This is a genomic window from Pseudomonas sp. P110(2024) (genome assembly GCF_057480795.1).
The window spans coordinates 146,881-166,357 of sequence record NZ_JBLIYT010000003.1 but is presented as its reverse complement, the minus strand read 5'-3'; the positions used below and the strand labels follow the sequence as shown (position 1 = coordinate 166,357).

The window sequence follows — 19,477 nt, the reverse complement described above, 5'->3', positions numbered from 1 at the left end:
TCTTGTCCCGATCCATCTTATTGATTAATTTCGCCGAGGAAACACGAGATTTCGCGCAGCCGTTGTGCGTTTTAGCACAACGACTATCTGATTGTGGGAGCGGGCTTGCCCCGCGATGGCTTCAACAGCCAGCACTTCCAAGGACGCCCATGTTCGACTGGAACGATCTGCGGTTTTTCCTCGAGTTGCAGCGCAGCGGCCGCCTGCTCACCGCCGCCAAGCGCCTCAACACCACCCACAGCACCGTGGCCCGGCATATCGAGAGCATCGAAAAGCACCTGGGTACCGCGCTGTTCGTCCAGCACGCCCAGGGCTATGAACTCACGCCTTCCGGCCAGGCCCTGCTCAAGCACGCCGAAGCCATGGAGAACGTTGCCCTGCTGGCGCAGGAAGAAATCACCCAGGCCATCACGCCACTGGGCAAGATCCGCCTGGGGGTGACCGAAGGCATCGGCATCATGTTCTTCACCCCGCGCATGAAAGCCTTGTTCCAACGCTACCCGGGGCTCGAAGTGGAATTGGTGGCGGTGCCGCGTTTCGTCAGCATCCTCAACCGCGAAGCCGAGATCAGCATTCACCTGGAACGTCCCAACGCCGACCTGCTGATCACCCGCAAGCTCACCGATTACCGCCTGGCCCTGTACGCCAGCCAGGACTACCTGGACCGCGCACCACCGCTGCACAGCCGCGAAGACCTGGCCCGGCACAGCTGGATCGGCTATGTCGACGACCTGCTGTTCAGCCAGGAGCTGCTGTTCCTCAACAGTTTCTGCCGGGCGCCCACCGTGGTGTTCCGCAGCACCAGCGTGATCGCCCAGCAGCACGCCGCACAGGCCGGGCTGGGCATCGCCGTGTTGCCGAACTACATGGCCCGCCACGATCCGAAGCTGGTGCGCGTGCTGCCCAGCGAGACCATCCAGCGCAGCTACTGGATCTGCACACGCCGCGAGCTGCACAAGTCGGTACGCCTGCGAGTGGTGTGGGACTACCTGCTGGCGCTCTGCGCCGCCGAGCAGGACGAGTTGCTAGCCGAATAGCGCCTTGCCGGCCAGCAACACCGCGGCGCCACAACCCACCACGGCGAACAGCTGCTGCAGGCGCGGGCCGGCCAGCTTGCTCGCCAACGGCCGCGCCAGCAGCAAACCCAGCACTGCCCCCACCGCGAACGGCGCCGCGACCCACCAGTGCATCACGCCCGCCACGCTGGCGCTGATCACACTACCGGTAGACACCAGGGCAATCACCGCCAGCGAGGTGGCGACGATGCTTTTCATGTTCAGGTTGGTATAACGGTTCAGCGCCGGGATGATCACGAAACCACCACCGACCCCCAACAGGCCTGACAGCAACCCCGACAGCATCCCGGTGAACGCCAGTGCCCGGGCGCAGGGCAGGGTCCAGCGCAAGCGCCCCTGCAGCGGGTTGAGCACGCAGGGCATGATCTCCCGCTCCCCACAGGGCGACTCGCCACGCAGTTCACGCGCGGCCTTGCGCCAGATCCGCAGGCAGGCGTACACCAGTACCCCGGCGAACACCAAGGCCAACGGCGTGTTGGGCAAACGATGGGCGAGCATCAGGCCGAACGGCGCGCAGGCAATTCCGATCACCGCGATGAACGCGGCCGCCCGATAGCGCACCAGCCCTTGGCGCAGGCCGAGCACCGCACCAACCGACGCCGCCAGCCCTACGGCCAGCAGACCGATCGGCGCCGCCTCGACCATGCTCAGTCCCAGGCCGAACACCAGCAGCGGCACCGCCAGGATGCCACCGCCGGCGCCGGTCAGCGCCAGCACCGCGCCAATGATCGCGCCGAGCCCGGCGCCCAGCAGTTGGTGTTCGATCACTGCTGCGCCTCGACCACCAGAGGTTGCGGCCGGGCTAGCCATTCGCGGCCCTTGAGCATGGCCTTCCAGTACAGCGGCGGCAGGATCTGCGCCTTGAGCAACCAGGCCAGGCGGGTTGGCTTGCGGCCATCGAGCAGCCAGCGCGGGAAGCTCGGCGCCACCTTGCCGCCATAGGTGAACTCGGCCAGGACGATCTTGCCGCGTTCCACCGTCAACGGGCAGGAACCATAGCCATCGTACTGGGCCAGGGTCGACAGGCGACCGAGTGCCACCAGCACATTGTTGGCCACCACCGGCGCCTGCTTGCGGGCGGCGGCGGCGGTCTTGGCGTTGCTGGTATTGGCCACGTCACCCAACGCGTGGACATTGCCGAACTGGCGATGACGCAAGGTATGCGGGTCGACATCCACCCAGCCCGCCGCATCGGCCAGCGGGCTCTGGCGGATGAAGTCAGGCGCCACCTGCGGCGGCACCACATGCAGCATGTCGAAGGCTTCGACCCGGGTCTCGGTGGTGCCATCGGGGAGGGTACGGATAAACGTGGCGCGCTTGTTCGGACCATCCACCGCCGTCAGGCGATGCTGGTAGTTCAGGTCCACGCCGTACTTGTCGATGTAGCTCATCAGCGCCGGCACATAATCCGGCACACCGAACAGCACCGCCCCAGCATTGAAGAAGCTGGCCCTGACATTGCCCAGGTGCCCCTTGCGCAACCAGTGATCACAGGACAGGTACAGCGCCTTCTGCGGCGCACCGGCGCATTTGATCGGCATCGGCGGCTGGGTGAAGAGGGCGCGCCCCTGCTTGAGGTTCTGTACCAGTTGCCAGGTGTAGGGCGCCAGGTCGTAGCGGTAGTTGGAGGTGACACCGTTGCGACCGAGCGTTTCGCTCAAACCCTCGATGGCGTTCCAATCGAGTTTCAATCCCGGGCAAACCACCAGTTGCTCATAGCTGACCGCACGCCCGTCCTCGAGCACGACCAGTTGCCCTTGAGGGTCGAAGCTCTCCACCCGCGCCTTGATCCAACGCACGCCACGGGGCAGGGTGGCCGCCATGGTCTGGGCGGTGCTCGGCGCCTTGAAAACACCGGCACCGACCATGGTCCAGCCAGGCTGGTAGTAGTGCACGTCGGCAGGGTCGATCAGGGCAATGTCCAGCGACGGATCACGGGCGATCAGGCTGGACGCGGTGGCGATACCAGCGGCACCGGCGCCGACGATCACCACCTTGTGGTGGTCGGCACGGGAGGAATCGGCAGGGGACAGCAAGGCAGGCATGGCGGTGTTCCTTGGAAATCTCGTTATGGGTACGGCGTGGCTTACAGCTTGTTCAGCGGGATCTTCAGGTAGCTCACACCGTTGGCTTCAGGTTCGGGGAATTGCCCGCTGCGCATGTTGATCTGCACCGACGGCAGGATCAGCACAGGCATGTCGAGGGTCTTGTCACGGGCTTCGCGCATCTGCACGAAGCTGTCTTCGCTGACCCCTTCATGGATATGAATGTTGTCGGCGCGTTGCTCGGCCACGGTGGTGACGAAGCGCAGCTCACGGCCACCAGGCAGGTAGTCGTGGCACATGAACAGCCGGGTCTGGTCGGGGAAGGCGAGCAGGCGACGGATCGACTGGTACAGGGTTCGCGCGCTGGCGCCAGGAAAGTCGCAACGGGCGGTGCCATAGTCGGGGGTGAACAAGGTGTCGCCGACGAACACAGCGATCTCGCCCGCATCCTCGACCATGTAGCTCATGCACGCCGGGGTATGCCCAGGGGTGTGCAGGGCACGGGCATGCAGGTTGCCGATGCGAAATCCCTCCTCATCTTCGAACAGGACGTCGAACTGGCTGCCGTCACGGGCAAAACCCGGCTCGGCGTTGAACAGGGTGCCGAAGACTTTCTGCACCTGGGTGATCTGCGCGCCGATCGCGATGCTGCCGCCAAGCCGCTCCTTGAGGTAGGCCGCCGCAGACAGATGGTCGGCGTGCACATGGGTATCCAGGATCCATTGCACCTTGGCATCCAGCGCTTCGACGCGGGCGATCAGCTTGTCCGCCGAATCGGTGCAGGTGCGCCCGGACTTGGGGTCGTAGTCCAGCACGCTGTCGATCAGCGCGCATTGGCGCGTCTCGCCATCCATGACCAGGTAGCTGATGGTCCAGGTCGCCTTGTCGAAGAACGCTTCGACGTGAAGGTTGTTGCCGATGATCATTGCACTCTCCAGTTATCCACCGAGCCTCCTTGAAGGCATAGGCAGTGAAGGGTGCTTTATCAAGATACATGCCAGCCCTTCAGATAGGACGCCGTCCCCTTGCAGGAGCGGCCTCGTGCCGCGATGGCTGCGCAGCAGCCCCATTACAGCCAGCCAAAGGTGACAGTTCCTGGCAGTCGACTGTCAGCCGATGGCAGTGTTTGGCAGTCCTTGCTACCCTCGCCAGGTCCTTCACCTGGTGCTGTCATGCTAGCCGCTTCCCATCCCGCGATCCTCGCGCTGGTGTCCTACCTCGAACACGATGTGCTACCCAGCATCGTGCTGGATACCGACTACAACATCCTGGCTGCCAACGCGGCGTACCGTCGTCAGTTCGGCAACGAGGAGCACGCGCCGATCGGCGAAAAATGCCACCGGGTCTCGCACCACTATGCCGTGCCCTGCGACCAAGCCGGGGAACATTGCCCGCTGCGCAAGTCGCTGGACAGCAAAGTGCCCGAGCGCGTGCTGCACATCCATCACACCCCGCGAGGGCCGGAGCATGTGGATGTGGAACTGCGCCCGATCCTCGATGACGAGGGCAGGGTGGTGGCCTTCGTCGAACGCCTGACCAGCGTCACACTGGCATCGGCACAACCTCAACAACAAGGGTTGGTTGGCCGGGCGCCAGCCTTCAAGAACGCCGTGGCCAGTTTGCAACGTGCAGCCCCTGCGCAGATTCCGGTACTGCTCCAGGGCGAGTCGGGTACGGGCAAGGAGCTGTTCGCCCGCGCCTTGCACCTAGGTAGCCCCCGAGCCAATGGCCCCCTGGTGGTGGTGGACTGCACCGGGCTGACCGAGTCGTTGTTCGAGAGTGAACTGTTCGGCTATGAGAAGGGCGCCTTCACCGGCGCGACTCAACGCAAGATCGGCCTGGCCGAGGCTGCTCACGGTGGCACCCTGTTCCTCGATGAGATCGGTGAAGTACCGCTGGCGATGCAGGTGAAACTGCTGCGCCTGATCGAATCCGGCAGCTTCCGTCCGGTCGGCAGCACGCGCACGGTCCATTCGGATTTCCGCCTGGTCTCGGCCACGCACAAGCCCTTGAAGGAGATGGCCGCCGAAGGGACGTTTCGCGAAGACCTGTATTACCGCATCAGCGGATTCCCGATTCGCCTGCCATCGCTGCGTGAGCGAGTCGAGGATTTACCGTTGCTCTGTGAGAGTCTGCTACAACGCATGGCCGGCAAGCACTCGCCCAAGGTCACCGCCGAAGCACTCGCTTGCCTCAACCTGCATACATTCCCAGGCAACATTCGCGAGCTCAGAAACATCTTGGAGCGCGCGCGATTGTTTGCTGATGATGGGCTGATTCGTCCCGAACATCTTCCGGAAGATATCCACCCGACTGTAAGGCAACCAGGTGTTCGGGGACGTAGGAACGAAATGGCCGATCTGGCCCATGCCCTGGAAACCTTCAGCGGTTCCCGAAGTGAATTGGCCGATCACCTCGGGATGAGCGAACGCACGTTGTACCGCCGACTTAAAGCATTGGGGATTTCGTAGTTCCACGTGGAACATTCATGAAGGTAAAAAAAAAGCCAATCCCTGGGGATTGGCTTTCTTGTACTACCCGCAGATCAGAAGTCCAGGTTGGACACCGACAGCGCGTTGCTTTCGATGAAGTCGCGACGCGGTTCGACCGCATCCCCCATCAGGGTGTTGAACAGCTGATCGGCGGCGATGGCGTCCTCGATGGTCACCTTGAGCATGCGGCGCACGGTCGGGTCCATGGTGGTTTCCCACAGCTGGTCCGGGTTCATCTCACCCAGTCCTTTGTATCGCTGGATGGTGTGGCGCTTGGTGCTCTCGTTCATCAGCCAGTCGAGGGCTTCCTTGAACTCGGTGACAGCCTTGCGACGTTCGCCACGCTGCACATAGGCGCCGTCGCCCAGCAAGGTACCCAGCTTTTCACCCAGGGCAACGACTGTCTTGTAGTCATTGCTACCGAAGAAGTCACGGTTGAAGGTGACATAGCTGGCCAAACCATGGGAGGTCGTTTCAACGACAGGCAGCCAGAGGTTGCGCTCCTTGTCCTCGTGCAAGTCGGCCTTGTAAGCCAGACCAGAACGCTGGCTATTATCCAGACGCTGCTGGAACGCCTTCAGCCAAATGTCCATCTGCGCCTTATCGGCCAGTTGCTCGAGGGAAACCTTTGGCAGGTAGATGAAGTGCTCGGTCAGCTCTTCCGGGTACAGGCGCGAAAGACGCTTGAGGGTTTTCATCACCGCGCGGAATTCGTTGACCAGCGCCTCGAGCTGCACGCCGGAAACGGCTGGCGCGGACTCGTCCAGGTGCAGGCTGGCATCTTCCAGGGCCGACTGGGTCATGTACTCTTCCATGGCCTCGTCGTCCTTGATGTATTGCTCCTGCTTACCTTTCTTCACCTTGTACAGCGGCGGCTGGGCGATATAGATGTAGCCACGCTCGACCAGTTCCGGCAGCTGACGGAAGAAGAAGGTCAGCAGCAGGGTACGGATGTGCGAACCGTCGACGTCAGCATCGGTCATGATGATGATGTTGTGATAACGCAGCTTGTCGATGTTGTACTCTTCACGGCCGATGCCACAACCCAGCGCGGTGATCAGCGTGCCGACCTCCTGGGAAGAGATCATCTTATCGAAGCGCGCTTTCTCGACGTTGAGGATCTTGCCCTTGAGCGGCAGGATCGCCTGGGTGCGACGGTTGCGGCCTTGCTTGGCCGAACCACCCGCGGAGTCACCCTCCACCAGATACAGTTCGGAAAGGGCAGGGTCCTTCTCCTGGCAGTCGGCCAATTTGCCCGGCAGGCCGGCGATGTCCAGAGCACCTTTGCGGCGAGTCATCTCACGGGCTTTACGCGCCGCTTCACGGGCCCGGGCAGCGTCGATCATCTTGCCGACCACGGCCTTGGCTTCGTTGGGGTTCTCCAACAGGAAGTCGGCGAAGTACTTGTTCATCTCCTGTTCCACGGCAGTCTTCACCTCCGAGGAAACCAGCTTGTCCTTGGTCTGCGAGCTGAACTTAGGATCCGGCACCTTGACCGAGATGATCGCGGTCAGGCCTTCACGGGCGTCATCACCAGTGGTGGCGACCTTGTTTTTCTTCGCCAGGCCTTCCTGCTCGATGTAGCTGTTCAGGCTACGGGTCAGCGAGGAACGGAAGCCGACCAGGTGGGTACCACCGTCGCGCTGGGGAATGTTGTTGGTGAAGCACAGCAGGTTTTCGTTGAAGCTGTCGTTCCACTGCAGGGCGACTTCGACACCCACGCCATCGTCACGCTGGACGTTGAAGTGGAAGACCTGGGAGTTGACCGGGGTCTTGTTGGTGTTCAGGTATTCAACGAATGCGCGCAGGCCGCCTTCGTACTTGAAGAACTCTTCCTTGCCGCTGCGCTCGTCCTTCAGCAGGATGCCGACACCCGAGTTCAGGAACGACAGCTCGCGGATACGCTTGGCGAGAATGTCCCAGCTGAAGTGAATGTTCTTGAAGGTTTCAGCCGAAGGCTTGAAGTGAATGTGGGTACCGGTGGTTTCGCTTTCACCGACCACCGCCATCGGCGCCTGTGGCACGCCATGGACGTAGGTCTGTTCCCAGATCTTGCCGCTACGACGAACGGTGAGCACCAGTTGCTCGGACAGGGCGTTTACCACCGATACACCTACGCCGTGCAGACCGCCGGAAACCTTGTAGGAGTTGTCGTCGAACTTACCGCCGGCGTGCAGCACGGTCATGATGACCTCGGCCGCGGAAACGCCTTCTTCTTTATGCACGTCGACCGGAATACCACGGCCATTGTCACGGACGCTGATGGATTCGTCCGGGTGAATGATGACGGTGATGTCATCGCAGTGCCCGGCCAGGGCTTCGTCGATCGAGTTGTCGACCACCTCGAATACCATGTGGTGCAGGCCGCTGCCGTCATCGGTGTCGCCAATGTACATGCCGGGACGCTTGCGTACGGCATCCAGCCCTTTCAGCACCTTGATGCTGGAGGAGTCGTACGTTTGATTTTCGCTCATGCCTTCACTCCCGATGGTCGTGGGTCTGGGTGATACGGCCTTGTTCCACGTGGAACAAGGCGACTGGCGTTTCCGTCTGCCAGCCTTCCCTCAGAAATTCGTGGTCTACACAGGTGATGAACACCTGGCAGTTCAATTCTTCAAGCAAGCGGCACAGGGCGCGGCGATGCTGCTCGTCCAACTCGGACGGCAGGTCGTCCACCAGATAAATACACTGGCCCCGACGAACCTGGCTGACCAGATGTCCCTGGGCAATGCGCAAGGCGCAGACCACCAGCTTCTGCTGCCCCCGCGAGAGGATGTCGGCCGCGTTGTTCGCGCCCAATCGCAGGCGCAGATCGGCACGTTGTGGCCCGGCCTGGGTATGGCCCATCTGCTGATCGCGAAGGAGAGAGGTTGCGAGGACTTCGTTGAGTTCCCGGTCCTTGTCCCAACCTCGGTAGTAGCTCAGGGTCAGCCCGTCCAGTTCGACCAGCTCGCTCAGGGTACGCTCGAAGACAGGCTTCAAGGCCTTGATGTAGTTGCGACGGTATTCATCTATTTCCGCACTGGCGAGACATAGCTCCCGATCCCAGGCGGCTTGCGAAACGGCATCAAGTGTACCATGCCGCAGCCATGAGTTCCGCTGCCGCAGGGCCTTCTGCAGGCGCTGCCAGGTCGCCATGAAGCGAGGTTCCACGTGGAACACGCCCCAATCGAGGAACTGCCGGCGCACCTTGGGCGCACCTTCGAGCAGGCGGAAACTGTCCGGGTTGATCAGTTGCAGGGGCAGCATCTCGGCCAGTTGCGCGGCGCTGCGCGCATTCTGTCCGTCGATACGAATGGTGAAATCACCCTGCCGCTCCCGTGAAACACCCAGGTTGCTGGTACCGCCTTCGGCCAGTTCGACCTGACCGAACACGGTGCAGGTCGGCTGCTCGTACTGAATCACCGGGTTCAACCGGGTGCTGCGGAACGAACGGGCGAGCCCCAGCAGGTGCACGGCTTCGAGCACGCTGGTCTTGCCGCTGCCGTTGGCGCCGTAAAGGATGTTGATGCGGGGGGAGGGTGAAAGGGTCACCGGGTGCAGATTGCGCACCGCGGTGACCGAGAGACGTCGAAGGGACATGTCGCCTGCTATGGGTTACAGACGCATCGGCATGACAACGTAGGACGAATCGTCATTGCCGGCTTCCTGCAACAGGGCGCTGCTATTGGAGTCGGACAGAATCAGGCGAACCTGTTCGGTGGTCATGACGCCCAGCACATCCAGCAGGTAGCTGACGTTGAAACCGATCTCCAGCGAGCTGCCGTTGTAGTCGACGCTGATCTCTTCTTCCGCTTCTTCCTGTTCCGGGTTGTTGGCCTGGATCTTCAGCTGGCCGGCGGCCAGTTGCAGACGGATGCCGCGGTACTTCTCGTTGGACAGGATCGCGGTACGGCTGAACGCCTCGCGCAGCGCCTGGCGATCACCGATCACCAGCTTGTCGCCGCCCTTGGGCAGGACACGCTCGTAGTCCGGGAACTTGCCGTCGACCAGCTTGGAGGTGAAGGTGAACTCACCGGTGGTGGCGCGAATGTGATGCTGGCCCAGGACGATGCTGACCATGCCTTCCGGATCGGTGAGCAGGCGCGCCAGCTCGAGGATACCCTTGCGTGGCACGATGACCTGGTGACGGTCAGCCTGACCGATCGGTGCCTGCATGGCGCACAGCGCCAGACGGTGACCGTCGGTGGCGACGGCGCGCAGGGTATCGGTGGACACTTCCAGCAGCATGCCGTTGAGGTAGTAGCGCACATCCTGCTGGGCCATGGCGAAGCTGGTTCGCTCGATCAGGCGGCGCAGCTTACTCTGTTCCAGGTTGCAGGTCAGCGAGCCCGGGCCTTCTTCCACGGTAGGGAAGTCGTTGGCCGGCAGGGTGGACAGGGTGAAACGGCTGCGGCCGGCCTTGACCAGCAGCTTCTGTTCGTCGACCTTGATGTCGACCAGCACATCGCTGGGCAGGCTCTTGCAGATGTCCATCAGCTTGCGCGCCGGAACGGTGATCTCGCCCGGCTCCGCAGGCTCTTCCAGCTGGACGCGGCCAACCAGTTCGACTTCCAGGTCGGTACCGGTCAACGACAGTTGCTGGCCTTGCACGACCAGCAGGACGTTGGACAGGACCGGCAAGGTCTGGCGGCGCTCGACGACGCCTGCGACCAGTTGCAGGGGTTTCAACAGGGCTTCGCGTTGAATGGTGAAATGCATGGTCTAGTCCCTTGCCTTCAATTAGCTGCGCTGACGGCCATCAGGTCGTCAGCGTGCGCAGCAGGTTCTTGTAGTCCTCGCGGATGTCCGCGTCGGATTCCTTCAATTCGTTGATCTTGCGGCAGGCGTGCAGCACGGTGGTGTGGTCGCGGCCGCCGAACATGTCGCCGATCTCCGGCAGGCTGTGGTTGGTCAGCTCTTTCGACAACGCCATGGCTACCTGGCGTGGACGCGCCACGGAGCGCGACCGTCGCTTGGACAACAGATCGGAGATCTTGATCTTGTAGTACTCGGCCACGGTGCGCTGGATGTTATCCACACTGACCAGCTTGTCCTGCAGCGCCAGCAGATCCTTGAGCGATTCTCGGATCAGCTCGATGGTGATGTCGCGGCCCATGAAGTGCGAGTGGGCGATCACCCGCTTCAGGGCGCCTTCAAGCTCACGCACGTTGGAGCGGATCCGCTGGGCGATGAAGAACGCGGCATCGTGCGGCAGCTCGACCTTGGCCTGGTCGGCCTTCTTCATCAGGATCGCCACGCGGGTTTCCAGCTCCGGCGGCTCGACGGCCACTGTCAGGCCCCAGCCGAAGCGGGACTTCAGGCGCTCTTCCAGGCCTTCGATTTCCTTCGGGTAGCGGTCGCTGGTGAGGATCACCTGCTGGCCGCCCTCAAGCAGGGCGTTGAAGGTATGGAAAAACTCTTCCTGGGAACGCTCCTTGCGGGCAAAGAACTGGATGTCATCGATCAGCAACGCATCGACCGAACGGTAGAAACGTTTGAATTCGTTGATCGCGTTCAGCTGCAGCGCCTTGACCATGTCGGCGACGAAGCGCTCCGAATGCAGGTAGACCACCTTGGCATTCGGGTTCTTCTTCAGCAGGTGGTTACCCACAGCGTGCATCAAGTGTGTCTTACCCAGGCCGACGCCACCATAAAGGAACAGTGGGTTGTAGCCGTGCTTGGGGTTGTCGGCCACCTGCCATGCCGCGGCGCGAGCCAGTTGGTTCGACTTGCCTTCGACGAAGGTTTCGAAGGTGAAGGTGCGGTTCAGGTAGCTGGTGTGCTTCAGGGCACCCTCGACCTGCACCGTGCGCTGCTCGGTGCGACCGCTGGCAACCGGAGCGCTCGCGATCTCGGCCATGCTGTCGAAGCTGTCACGCGAAGAGGGTTCCTCGACTTCGGCCACCTGCGCCGGCTCCACCACAGGTGCGCTGACAGGCTCGAGTGCGGGCGCCGCCTGCTGTACCTGCGCCTGTTGCGCGAGGGTTGCCGCAACGGCGGCACTGACAGGGGCGTTGGGTGCGGCACGGGCTGCGGAACTGCGCCGGCTGCCTATTAATAAGGAAAGGGCAGGTGCGATACCGCTGCCCTGTTCACCCAGCAGTTCGAGCAGGCGGCCAAGGTACTTTTCATTGACCCAGTCGAGCACGAAGCGGTTGGGCGCATAGACGCGCAACTCGTCGCCTTCGGCTTCGACCTGTAGCGGACGGATCCAGGTGTTGAATTGCTGGGCAGGCAGCTCATCGCGCAGAAGCTCCACGCACTGCTGCCAAAGTTCCACTGACACGGATATCCCCTGAGTTGAAAGCCGGATGAGGCAAAAACAAACCGCCATTGTACCGGGCGGGCGATCAGTTATCCACACGTGACGCCACCCACTATCAGGGTAAATCCGCCAAAAAACGACTTGAATACCCTTCGGCCACTGTTGATAAGCCCTGTGGATAACGACACATGAGGGCTATGCACAACCCTGGGTTCTGGGCTGTGGATAAATCACCTGTGGATAAAGCGCCTTTTCCCGCACAGGTTTTCCTCATGCGGGACACAGACAGAACACTCCTTACCGACAAGGTTGTGATTTTCTGTACAGTACGTCAATCGTGGCCTTGATAAGGTTATCCACAGAAGGTTATCCACCTAAGATCTATAAGTTCTTCAGAAAAGCTTTTTATATGCCTCTTCTGTTTTTTTGATTTGCCCGCTTTCAGGTTAGCAAGGTCAACAGGATGCCCATCGACCTGGCTCGACCTTCCATAAGGAAAGGCTGGTTGGAAATTGACCTATCGGCTTGCTTTCTCTAGAATCGCCGATCTCTTAAAAAGGGGGCCCTTCCGGCCCGTTGTCGACCAACCCAGGTAACACGCCATGAAACGTACTTTCCAACCAAGCACCATCAAGCGCGCCCGCACCCACGGTTTCCGTGCCCGTATGGCCACCAAGAACGGCCGTGCCGTTCTGTCGCGTCGCCGTGCCAAAGGCCGTAAGCGTCTGGCCATTTGATTTTTCGGTACAGGTGGTGAGTCAGGACTTCAGTCGGGACAAGCGACTGCTTACACCCCGGCATTTCAAAGCGGTCTTCGACTCCCCAACCGGCAAGGTTCCAGGGAAAAACCTGCTTATCCTTGCCCGCGAGAACGGTCTCGATCATCCACGCCTCGGCCTGGTGATCGGCAAGAAGAGCGTCAAGCTCGCCGTTCAACGCAATCGCCTGAAACGCCTGATGCGCGATTCGTTCCGCCTGAACCAGCAGATGTTGGCCGGGTTGGATATCGTGATCGTTGCACGCAAGGGGTTGGGCGAAGTGGAAAACCCAGAATTGCACCAACACTTTGGCAAGCTCTGGAAGCGACTGGTCCGCAGTCGGCCCTCTCCAGCGGTCGCCGATTCCGCAGGGGTAGACAGTCACAATGCGTAAACTGGCCCTCGTTCCGATCCAGTTCTACCGTTACGCCATCAGTCCACTGATGGCCAGTCACTGTCGTTTCTATCCCAGCTGTTCCTGTTACGCCTATGAAGCCATCGAAAACCATGGCCTCTTGCGTGGTGGGTGGCTGGCCGTTCGTCGCCTGGGGCGTTGTCATCCGTGGAACGACGGCGGTTTCGATCCCGTTCCACCTGCTCCTTCCTCCCGAACTTCTTCGATAGCCGAGTAATCATGGATATTAAACGCACGATCCTGATCGTCGCCCTGGCAATCGTGTCCTATGTCATGGTCCTCAAGTGGAACCAGGACTATGGCCAGGCTGCCCTGCCGACTCAGAATGCTGCTGCCAGCAATGCTGCCCCGGCCCTGCCGGACACCGTGCCGGCCGGCAACGCCGGTGCCAGCGCCGATGTGCCGAGCGCCAATGCTGAATCCAGCCCTGCTGAACTGGCGCCGGTCGCGGTCAGCAAGGACCTGATCCGGATCAAGACCGATGTCCTGGACCTGGCTATCGACCCGGTCGGTGGTGACATCGTCCAGCTGAACCTGCCGAAGTACCCACGTCGCCAGGACCATCCGGACATTCCGTTCCAGCTGTTCGACAACGGCGGCGAGCGCGTGTACCTGGCCCAGAGCGGCCTGACCGGCACCAACGGCCCGGACGCCCGCGCCACTGGTCGCCCGCTGTACGCCGCGCAGCAGAAGAGCTTCCAGCTTGCCGACGGTCAGGACCAGATGGTCGTGGACCTGAAGTTCAGCGAGAACGGGGTCAACTACATCAAGCGCTTCAGCTTCAAGCGCGGTGAGTACGACCTGACCGTCAGCTACCTGATCGACAACCAGAGCGGCCAGGCCTGGAGCGGCAACATGTTTGCCCAGCTCAAGCGCGACGCCAGCTCCGACCCGTCGTCGAGCACCGCGACCGGTACGGCCACCTACCTGGGCGCCGCCCTGTGGACAGCTTCCGAGCCGTACAAGAAAGTGTCGATGAAAGACATCGACAAAGGCAGTTTGAAAGAAAATGTGACCGGCGGCTGGGTCGCCTGGCTGCAGCACTACTTCGTGACCGCCTGGATTCCGAGCAAATCGGACAACAACGCTGTTCAGACCCGCAAGGACAGCCAGGGCAACTACATCATCGGCTACACCGGCCCTGCGCTTAACGTCCCTGCCGGCGGCAAGGTCGAAACCAGCGCCATGCTGTATGCAGGTCCGAAAATCCAGTCCAAGCTCAAGGAACTGTCCCCAGGCCTGGAACTGACCGTCGACTACGGTTTCCTGTGGTTCATCGCCCAGCCGATCTTCTGGCTGCTGCAACATATCCACAGCCTGCTCGGCAACTGGGGCTGGTCGATCATCGTCCTGACCATGCTGATCAAAGGCCTGTTCTTCCCGCTGTCGGCCGCCAGCTACCGCTCGATGGCGCGCATGCGTGCCGTGGCGCCGAAACTGGCTCAGCTCAAGGAACGCTTCGGTGACGATCGCCAGAAGATGTCCCAGGCGATGATGGAGCTGTACAAGAAAGAGAAGATCAACCCGCTGGGCGGCTGCCTGCCGATCCTGGTACAGATGCCGGTGTTCCTGGCCCTGTACTGGGTACTGCTGGAAAGCGTAGAGATGCGCCAGGCTCCGTGGATGCTGTGGATCACCGACCTGTCGATCAAGGATCCGTTCTTCATCCTGCCGATCATCATGGGCGCTACCATGTTCATCCAGCAGCGTCTGAACCCGACCCCGCCGGATCCGATGCAGGCCAAGGTGATGAAAATGATGCCGATCATCTTCACCTTCTTCTTCCTGTGGTTCCCGGCCGGTCTGGTGCTGTACTGGGTTGTGAACAACTGCCTGTCGATTGCACAGCAGTGGTACATCACCCGCAGCATCGAGGCAGCGACCAAGAAAGCTGCCGCTTGACGGGCAAGCCTGTTTGCCTGTGAATAAAAACGCCCCCTAGTGGGGCGTTTTTGCTATCTGACGAATTCGTTGTAGAGGCTTTCGAGCATGAACACTGTGCGTGAAACCATCGCTGCCATCGCCACCGCCCAAGGCCGCGGCGGGGTCGGCATTGTCCGTTTGTCCGGGCCGTTGGCCAGCCAGGCCGGGCAGGCCATTACCGGCCGCACGCTGACCCCGCGCCATGCCCACTATGGCCCGTTCCGCGATGCCGATGGCCTGGTCCTGGACGAAGGCATCGCGCTGTTCTTCCCCGGGCCGAACTCGTTCACCGGCGAAGACGTGCTCGAGCTGCAGGGCCACGGGGGACCGGTGGTCATGGACATGCTGCTGCAGCGCTGCCTGCAGTTGGGCTGCCGGTTGGCACGCCCGGGCGAGTTCAGCGAACGTGCGTTTCTCAACGACAAGCTCGACCTGGCCCAGGCCGAAGCCATCGCTGACCTGATCGAAGCCAGCTCCACGCAAGCTGCCCGTAATGCCCTGCGCTCGTTGCAGGGGGCTTTCTCCAAGCGCGTGCATGGGCTGACCGAGGCGCTGATTGCCTTGCGCATCTACGTCGAGGCGGCGATCGACTTCCCTGAGGAAGAAATCGACTTTCTCGCCGACGGCCATGTGCTGCGCATGCTCGATGATGTGCGCAACGAGTTGTCCACAGTGCAGCGTGAAGCCGGGCAGGGTGCCCTGTTGCGCGACGGCATGACGGTGGTCATCGCCGGCCGGCCGAACGCCGGCAAATCTAGCCTGCTCAACCAGCTGGCCGGACGCGAGGCGGCGATCGTCACCGATATCGCCGGCACCACCCGGGATATTCTGCGCGAACATATCCACATCGATGGCATGCCGCTGCATGTGGTCGACACCGCCGGTCTGCGCGATACCGATGACCATGTGGAAAAGATCGGGGTGGAAAGGGCGCTCAAGGCCATCGGCGAGGCTGACCGAGTGCTGCTGGTCGTCGACTCGACCGCGCCGGAAGCCAGTGACCCCTTTGCGCTGTGGCCGGAGTTCCTGGACCAACGGCCAGATGTGGCAAAAGTCACGCTCATCCGTAACAAGGCCGACTTGAGCGGTGAGCATGTCGGCATGGAGCAGAGTGACGATGGCCACGTAACCATTACCCTGAGTGCCCGCGAAGACGACATGGGGCTGGATCTGCTGCGTGACCACCTCAAGGCCTGCATGGGGTATGAACAGACCGCGGAGAGCAGCTTCAGCGCCCGTCGCCGACACCTGGAAGCGCTGCGTCAGGCCAGCGAGCACCTGGAGCATGGTCGGGCACAACTGACCCTGGCTGGCGCCGGAGAGCTGCTGGCAGAGGATCTGCGCCAGGCACAGCAAGCGTTGGGTGAAATCACCGGGGCGTTCAGTTCGGACGACCTGCTTGGCAGGATTTTCTCGAGCTTCTGCATCGGCAAATAGTCCACAGCCCTTCGATAACAAGGCCGCTTCTGTCTGGAGCGGCTTTTTTTTGCCTGTGATTCGGGTAGGGAGAGAGCCGGCTTGGTCTGCGGTATCTGTAGGCCCGCCGCCCAAGCCGTCATCCACAGATGAGATTTCAGGCCCAGGAGCTCTGTGGAAAACTCGCCATCAGCTCCGTTGATAACTGGCCTTTTTTTCTGAGGACAAACCCGCCTGTGGGTAATCGACACTTTAATCCACAGGTTACACGCCGTTATCCAGAACCCCCAAGCCTACTACACCACAGGGTTATGATTCCGGCAAAGCCACGCAGTGAAAGGGCTTAGGTAACTTATCCACATGTGGATAGGTGCCTAAACATAAACATAAAAACAAAGCTTTTTTAAATTTTTCCTCTTTGTTTTCTTTTACCTGCCACTCATCCACAGCCTGCTCATTTTTTGCTCAGAAGGTTTCTTTGAAGGGCGGTAAGTCCCTATACTTGTCCGCTTACCTTCTCTATTCGCAAAAACAGGCACGAGGTGCGTGGTGGATTTCCCTTCCCGTTTTGAAGTGATCGTCATCGGCGGCGGCCATGCCGGTACCGAGGCTGCGCTTGCGTCCGCACGCATGGGTGTGAAAACCCTGCTGCTGACCCACAACGTGGAAACCCTCGGTCACATGAGTTGCAACCCGGCCATCGGCGGCATCGGCAAGAGCCACCTGGTCAAGGAAATCGATGCGCTCGGCGGCGCCATGGCGTTGGCCACCGACAAGAGCGGCATCCAGTTCCGCATCCTGAACAACCGCAAGGGGCCGGCCGTACGCGCCACCCGTGCGCAGGCCGACCGCGCCATCTACAAGGCGGTGGTGCGCGAAATCCTGGAAAACCAGCCGAACCTGTGGATATTCCAGCAGTCGTGCGATGACCTGATCGTCGAGCAGGACCAGGTCAAGGGCGTGGTCACGCAAATGGGTCTGCGCTTTTTCGCCGACTCCGTGGTCCTGACCAGCGGCACCTTCCTCGGCGGACTTATCCACATCGGTCTGCAGAACTACTCCGGTGGCCGTGCCGGTGATCCGCCCGCCAACGCCCTGGCCCAGCGCATGCGTGAACTGCCGCTGCGCGTCGGTCGCCTGAAGACCGGCACACCGCCGCGCATCGATGGCCGTTCGGTGGACTTCTCGGTGATGACCGAGCAGCCGGGCGACACGCCGATCCCGGTAATGTCGTTCATGGGCAATGCCGACATGCATCCGCGCCAGGTCAGTTGCTGGATTACCCACACCAATGCCCGTACCCACGAGATCATCGCCTCGAACCTCGACCGTTCGCCGATGTACTCCGGCGTGATCGAAGGCATCGGCCCGCGCTACTGCCCGTCGATCGAGGACAAGATCCATCGCTTCGCCGACAAGGAAAGCCACCAGGTGTTCATCGAGCCGGAAGGCCTGACCACCCACGAGCTGTATCCCAACGGTATTTCCACCTCGCTGCCGTTCGACGTGCAGCTGGACATCGTTCGCTCGATCCGCGGCATGGAAAACGCCCACATCGTCCGCCCGGGCTATGCCATCGAGTACGACTACTTCGACCCGCGCGACCTGAAGTACAGCCTCGAGACCAAGGTCATCGGCGGCCTGTTCTTCGCCGGCCAGATCAATGGCACCACCGGTTACGAAGAGGCCGGCGCCCAGGGCCTGCTGGCCGGGACCAACGCCGCGCTGCGTGCCCAGGGCCGTGAAAGCTGGTGCCCGCGCCGCGACGAAGCCTACATCGGTGTGCTGGTCGACGACCTGATCACCCTGGGGACCCAGGAGCCGTACCGCATGTTCACCTCGCGCGCCGAATACCGGCTGATCCTGCGCGAAGACAACGCAGACCTGCGCCTGACCGAGAAAGGCCGCGAGCTGGGCCTGGTCGACGACCAGCGCTGGGCCGCGTTCTGCGCAAAGCGCGAAGGCATCGAGCGCGAGGAACAACGCCTGAAGAGCACCTGGGTCCGCCCGGGCACGCCGCAGGGCCAGGCCATTGTGGATAAGTTCGGCACGCCGCTGGCCCACGAATACAGCCTGCTCAACCTGCTCGCCCGTCCGGAAGTCGACTACGCTGGCTTGATCGAGGCGACCGGCGGTGAAGTGATCGATCCACAGGTCGCCGAACAGGTCGAGATCAAGACCAAGTACGCCGGCTACATCGACCGCCAACAGGAAGAGATCGCCCGTCTGCGCGCCAGCGAAGACACGCGCCTGCCTGTGGATATCGACTACACCACGATTTCCGGCCTGTCCAAGGAGATCCAGGGCAAGCTCGGGCAGACCCGCCCGCAGACCCTAGGCCAGGCGTCGCGCATTCCGGGCGTCACCCCGGCGGCGATTTCCCTGTTGCTGATTCACTTGAAAAAACGCGGCGCAGGCCGCGAATTGGAGCAAAGCGCTTGAGTTCCCTGGTCACCCCGCAACACGCCGAAGAGTTGTCCACAGGTGCGCGCCAGCTCGGTGTCGAGCTGAGCGCGCAGCAGCACGAGTCGCTGCTGGGCTACCTGGCCCTGTTGATCAAATGGAACAAGGCCTACAACCTGACCGCCGTGCGCGACCCGGACGAGATGGTCTCGCGCCACCTGCTCGACAGCCTGAGCGTCATGCCGTTTATCCACAATGACACCCAGCGCTGGCTGGATGTCGGCAGCGGCGGCGGGATGCCGGGCATTCCGCTGGCCATCCTGCATCCGCACAAGCAGGTAACGGTGCTGGACAGCAACGGCAAGAAGACCCGCTTCCTGACCCAGGTGAAGATGGAACTGAAACTGGACAACCTCACGGTTATCCACAGCCGGGTGGAAGAGGTCCAGCCCGAGCAGCCGTTCTGCGGGATCATTTCCCGGGCCTTCAGCAGCATGGAGAATTTCACCAACTGGACCCGCCACCTGGGTGACGCCCGCACGCAATGGCTTGCAATGAAGGGGCTGCATCCTGCCGACGAACTGGTAGCATTGCCCGCAGACTTCACAGTGGAAAGCGAGCAGGCCCTGACCGTTCCAGGTTGCCAGGGCCAGCGCCATCTGCTGATACTGCGCCGCAAGGCATGACTGGGAACACACGCAA

General features: G+C 61.5%; 16 protein-coding genes. 9 read left to right on the top strand and 7 right to left on the bottom strand.

Going from position 1 to position 19,477, the window contains the following annotated elements:
* Nucleotides 1-149 precede the first annotated feature (149 nt).
* On the top strand, nucleotides 150-1,037 hold the full coding sequence (locus tag AC25ND_RS05895; protein WP_028690038.1) for a LysR family transcriptional regulator: 888 nt from the start codon (nucleotides 150-152) through the stop codon (nucleotides 1,035-1,037).
* On the opposite strand, the gene AC25ND_RS05890 is transcribed toward AC25ND_RS05895, so the two are convergent.
* The 3 genes from AC25ND_RS05890 to AC25ND_RS05880 are packed head-to-tail and all read right to left on the bottom strand — an operon-like array spanning nucleotide 1,026 to nucleotide 4,047.
* Complete coding sequence (locus AC25ND_RS05890; protein ID WP_028690037.1) at nucleotides 1,026-1,844, bottom strand: sulfite exporter TauE/SafE family protein; 819 nt, start codon at nucleotides 1,842-1,844, stop codon at nucleotides 1,026-1,028. The two genes, AC25ND_RS05895 and AC25ND_RS05890, sit on opposite strands and share 12 nt — an antisense overlap.
* Entirely contained in the window at nucleotides 1,841-3,121 is a 1,281-nt protein-coding gene (locus tag AC25ND_RS05885) for an NAD(P)/FAD-dependent oxidoreductase (RefSeq protein ID WP_028690036.1), read from the bottom strand. Before AC25ND_RS05885 ends, AC25ND_RS05890 begins: the two co-directional genes overlap by 4 nt.
* 41 nt (nucleotides 3,122-3,162) lie before the next feature.
* A complete protein-coding gene (locus AC25ND_RS05880; RefSeq protein WP_028690035.1) occupies nucleotides 3,163-4,047 on the bottom strand; it encodes an MBL fold metallo-hydrolase in 885 nt (294 codons plus the stop codon).
* Nucleotides 4,048-4,293: 246 nt separating this feature from the next.
* Here AC25ND_RS05880 and AC25ND_RS05875 point away from each other — a divergent pair, with 246 nt between their 5' ends.
* Nucleotides 4,294-5,592, top strand: a complete 1,299-nt coding sequence (locus AC25ND_RS05875; protein WP_062360041.1) for a sigma-54 interaction domain-containing protein — start codon at nucleotides 4,294-4,296, stop codon at nucleotides 5,590-5,592.
* 74 nt (nucleotides 5,593-5,666) lie between these two features.
* On the opposite strand, the gene gyrB is transcribed toward AC25ND_RS05875, so the two are convergent.
* Genes gyrB through dnaA form a run of 4 tightly spaced genes read right to left on the bottom strand, consistent with a single transcriptional unit; the run spans nucleotide 5,667 to nucleotide 11,881 of the window.
* Complete coding sequence (gene gyrB, locus AC25ND_RS05870; protein ID WP_028690033.1) at nucleotides 5,667-8,087, bottom strand: DNA topoisomerase (ATP-hydrolyzing) subunit B; 2,421 nt, start codon at nucleotides 8,085-8,087, stop codon at nucleotides 5,667-5,669.
* Nucleotides 8,088-8,091: 4 nt separating this feature from the next.
* Nucleotides 8,092-9,195: a DNA replication/repair protein RecF gene (gene recF, locus AC25ND_RS05865; RefSeq protein ID WP_028690032.1), complete on the bottom strand. Its 1,104-nt coding sequence runs from the start codon at nucleotides 9,193-9,195 to the stop codon at nucleotides 8,092-8,094.
* A 15-nt stretch (nucleotides 9,196-9,210) separates the two neighbouring features.
* The gene (gene dnaN / locus AC25ND_RS05860) at nucleotides 9,211-10,314 is read right to left on the bottom strand and encodes a DNA polymerase III subunit beta (RefSeq protein ID WP_028690031.1); all 1,104 of its coding nucleotides are present in this window, start codon (nucleotides 10,312-10,314) and stop codon (nucleotides 9,211-9,213) included.
* A gap of 40 nt (nucleotides 10,315-10,354) precedes the next feature.
* Nucleotides 10,355-11,881, bottom strand: coding sequence for a chromosomal replication initiator protein DnaA (gene dnaA, locus AC25ND_RS05855; protein ID WP_062360044.1), 1,527 nt, complete (start codon nucleotides 11,879-11,881; stop codon nucleotides 10,355-10,357).
* Between the two features lie 581 nt (nucleotides 11,882-12,462).
* On the opposite strand from dnaA, the gene rpmH reads away from it, so the two are divergent.
* The 7 genes from rpmH (at nucleotide 12,463) to rsmG (ending at nucleotide 19,461) form a co-directional block, all read left to right on the top strand.
* Entirely contained in the window at nucleotides 12,463-12,597 is a 135-nt protein-coding gene (rpmH, locus tag AC25ND_RS05850) for a 50S ribosomal protein L34 (RefSeq protein WP_003253163.1), read from the top strand.
* A 13-nt stretch (nucleotides 12,598-12,610) separates the two neighbouring features.
* Complete coding sequence (gene rnpA / locus AC25ND_RS05845; RefSeq protein WP_011536515.1) at nucleotides 12,611-13,012, top strand: ribonuclease P protein component; 402 nt, start codon at nucleotides 12,611-12,613, stop codon at nucleotides 13,010-13,012.
* Nucleotides 13,005-13,250, top strand: a complete 246-nt coding sequence (gene yidD, locus AC25ND_RS05840; protein WP_011536514.1) for a membrane protein insertion efficiency factor YidD — start codon at nucleotides 13,005-13,007, stop codon at nucleotides 13,248-13,250. Before rnpA ends, yidD begins: the two co-directional genes overlap by 8 nt.
* A gap of 2 nt (nucleotides 13,251-13,252) precedes the next feature.
* Nucleotides 13,253-14,935 (top strand): membrane protein insertase YidC, encoded by a 1,683-nt coding sequence (yidC, locus tag AC25ND_RS05835; protein WP_062360047.1) that lies wholly within the window; start codon nucleotides 13,253-13,255, stop codon nucleotides 14,933-14,935.
* 87 nt (nucleotides 14,936-15,022) lie between these two features.
* Entirely contained in the window at nucleotides 15,023-16,393 is a 1,371-nt protein-coding gene (gene mnmE / locus AC25ND_RS05830; protein WP_028690027.1) for a tRNA uridine-5-carboxymethylaminomethyl(34) synthesis GTPase MnmE, read from the top strand.
* Between the two features lie 528 nt (nucleotides 16,394-16,921).
* The gene (gene mnmG / locus AC25ND_RS05825; protein WP_062360049.1) at nucleotides 16,922-18,814 is read left to right on the top strand and encodes a tRNA uridine-5-carboxymethylaminomethyl(34) synthesis enzyme MnmG; all 1,893 of its coding nucleotides are present in this window, start codon (nucleotides 16,922-16,924) and stop codon (nucleotides 18,812-18,814) included.
* Nucleotides 18,811-19,461 (top strand): 16S rRNA (guanine(527)-N(7))-methyltransferase RsmG, encoded by a 651-nt coding sequence (rsmG, locus tag AC25ND_RS05820; RefSeq protein ID WP_062360051.1) that lies wholly within the window; start codon nucleotides 18,811-18,813, stop codon nucleotides 19,459-19,461. The genes mnmG and rsmG overlap by 4 nt, the downstream gene beginning before the upstream one ends.
* The last annotated feature ends 16 nt before the right edge of the window (nucleotides 19,462-19,477 follow it).

What these genes read in the sequence shown, in the direction of transcription:
- AC25ND_RS05895 (WP_028690038.1), top strand. Translation starts at nt 150, where the DNA reads ATGTTCGACTGGAACGATCTGCGGTTTTTCCTCGAGTTGCAGCGCAGC.
- AC25ND_RS05885 (WP_028690036.1), bottom strand. Translation starts at nt 3,121, where the DNA reads ATGCCTGCCTTGCTGTCCCCTGCCGATTCCTCCCGTGCCGACCACCAC.
- AC25ND_RS05880 (WP_028690035.1), bottom strand. Translation starts at nt 4,047, where the DNA reads ATGATCATCGGCAACAACCTTCACGTCGAAGCGTTCTTCGACAAGGCG.
- AC25ND_RS05875 (WP_062360041.1), top strand. Translation starts at nt 4,294, where the DNA reads ATGCTAGCCGCTTCCCATCCCGCGATCCTCGCGCTGGTGTCCTACCTC.
- gyrB (WP_028690033.1), bottom strand. Translation starts at nt 8,087, where the DNA reads ATGAGCGAAAATCAAACGTACGACTCCTCCAGCATCAAGGTGCTGAAA.
- recF (WP_028690032.1), bottom strand. Translation starts at nt 9,195, where the DNA reads ATGTCCCTTCGACGTCTCTCGGTCACCGCGGTGCGCAATCTGCACCCG.
- dnaN (WP_028690031.1), bottom strand. Translation starts at nt 10,314, where the DNA reads ATGCATTTCACCATTCAACGCGAAGCCCTGTTGAAACCCCTGCAACTG.
- rpmH (WP_003253163.1), top strand. Translation starts at nt 12,463, where the DNA reads ATGAAACGTACTTTCCAACCAAGCACCATCAAGCGCGCCCGCACCCAC.
- yidD (WP_011536514.1), top strand. Translation starts at nt 13,005, where the DNA reads ATGCGTAAACTGGCCCTCGTTCCGATCCAGTTCTACCGTTACGCCATC.
- yidC (WP_062360047.1), top strand. Translation starts at nt 13,253, where the DNA reads ATGGATATTAAACGCACGATCCTGATCGTCGCCCTGGCAATCGTGTCC.
- mnmE (WP_028690027.1), top strand. Translation starts at nt 15,023, where the DNA reads ATGAACACTGTGCGTGAAACCATCGCTGCCATCGCCACCGCCCAAGGC.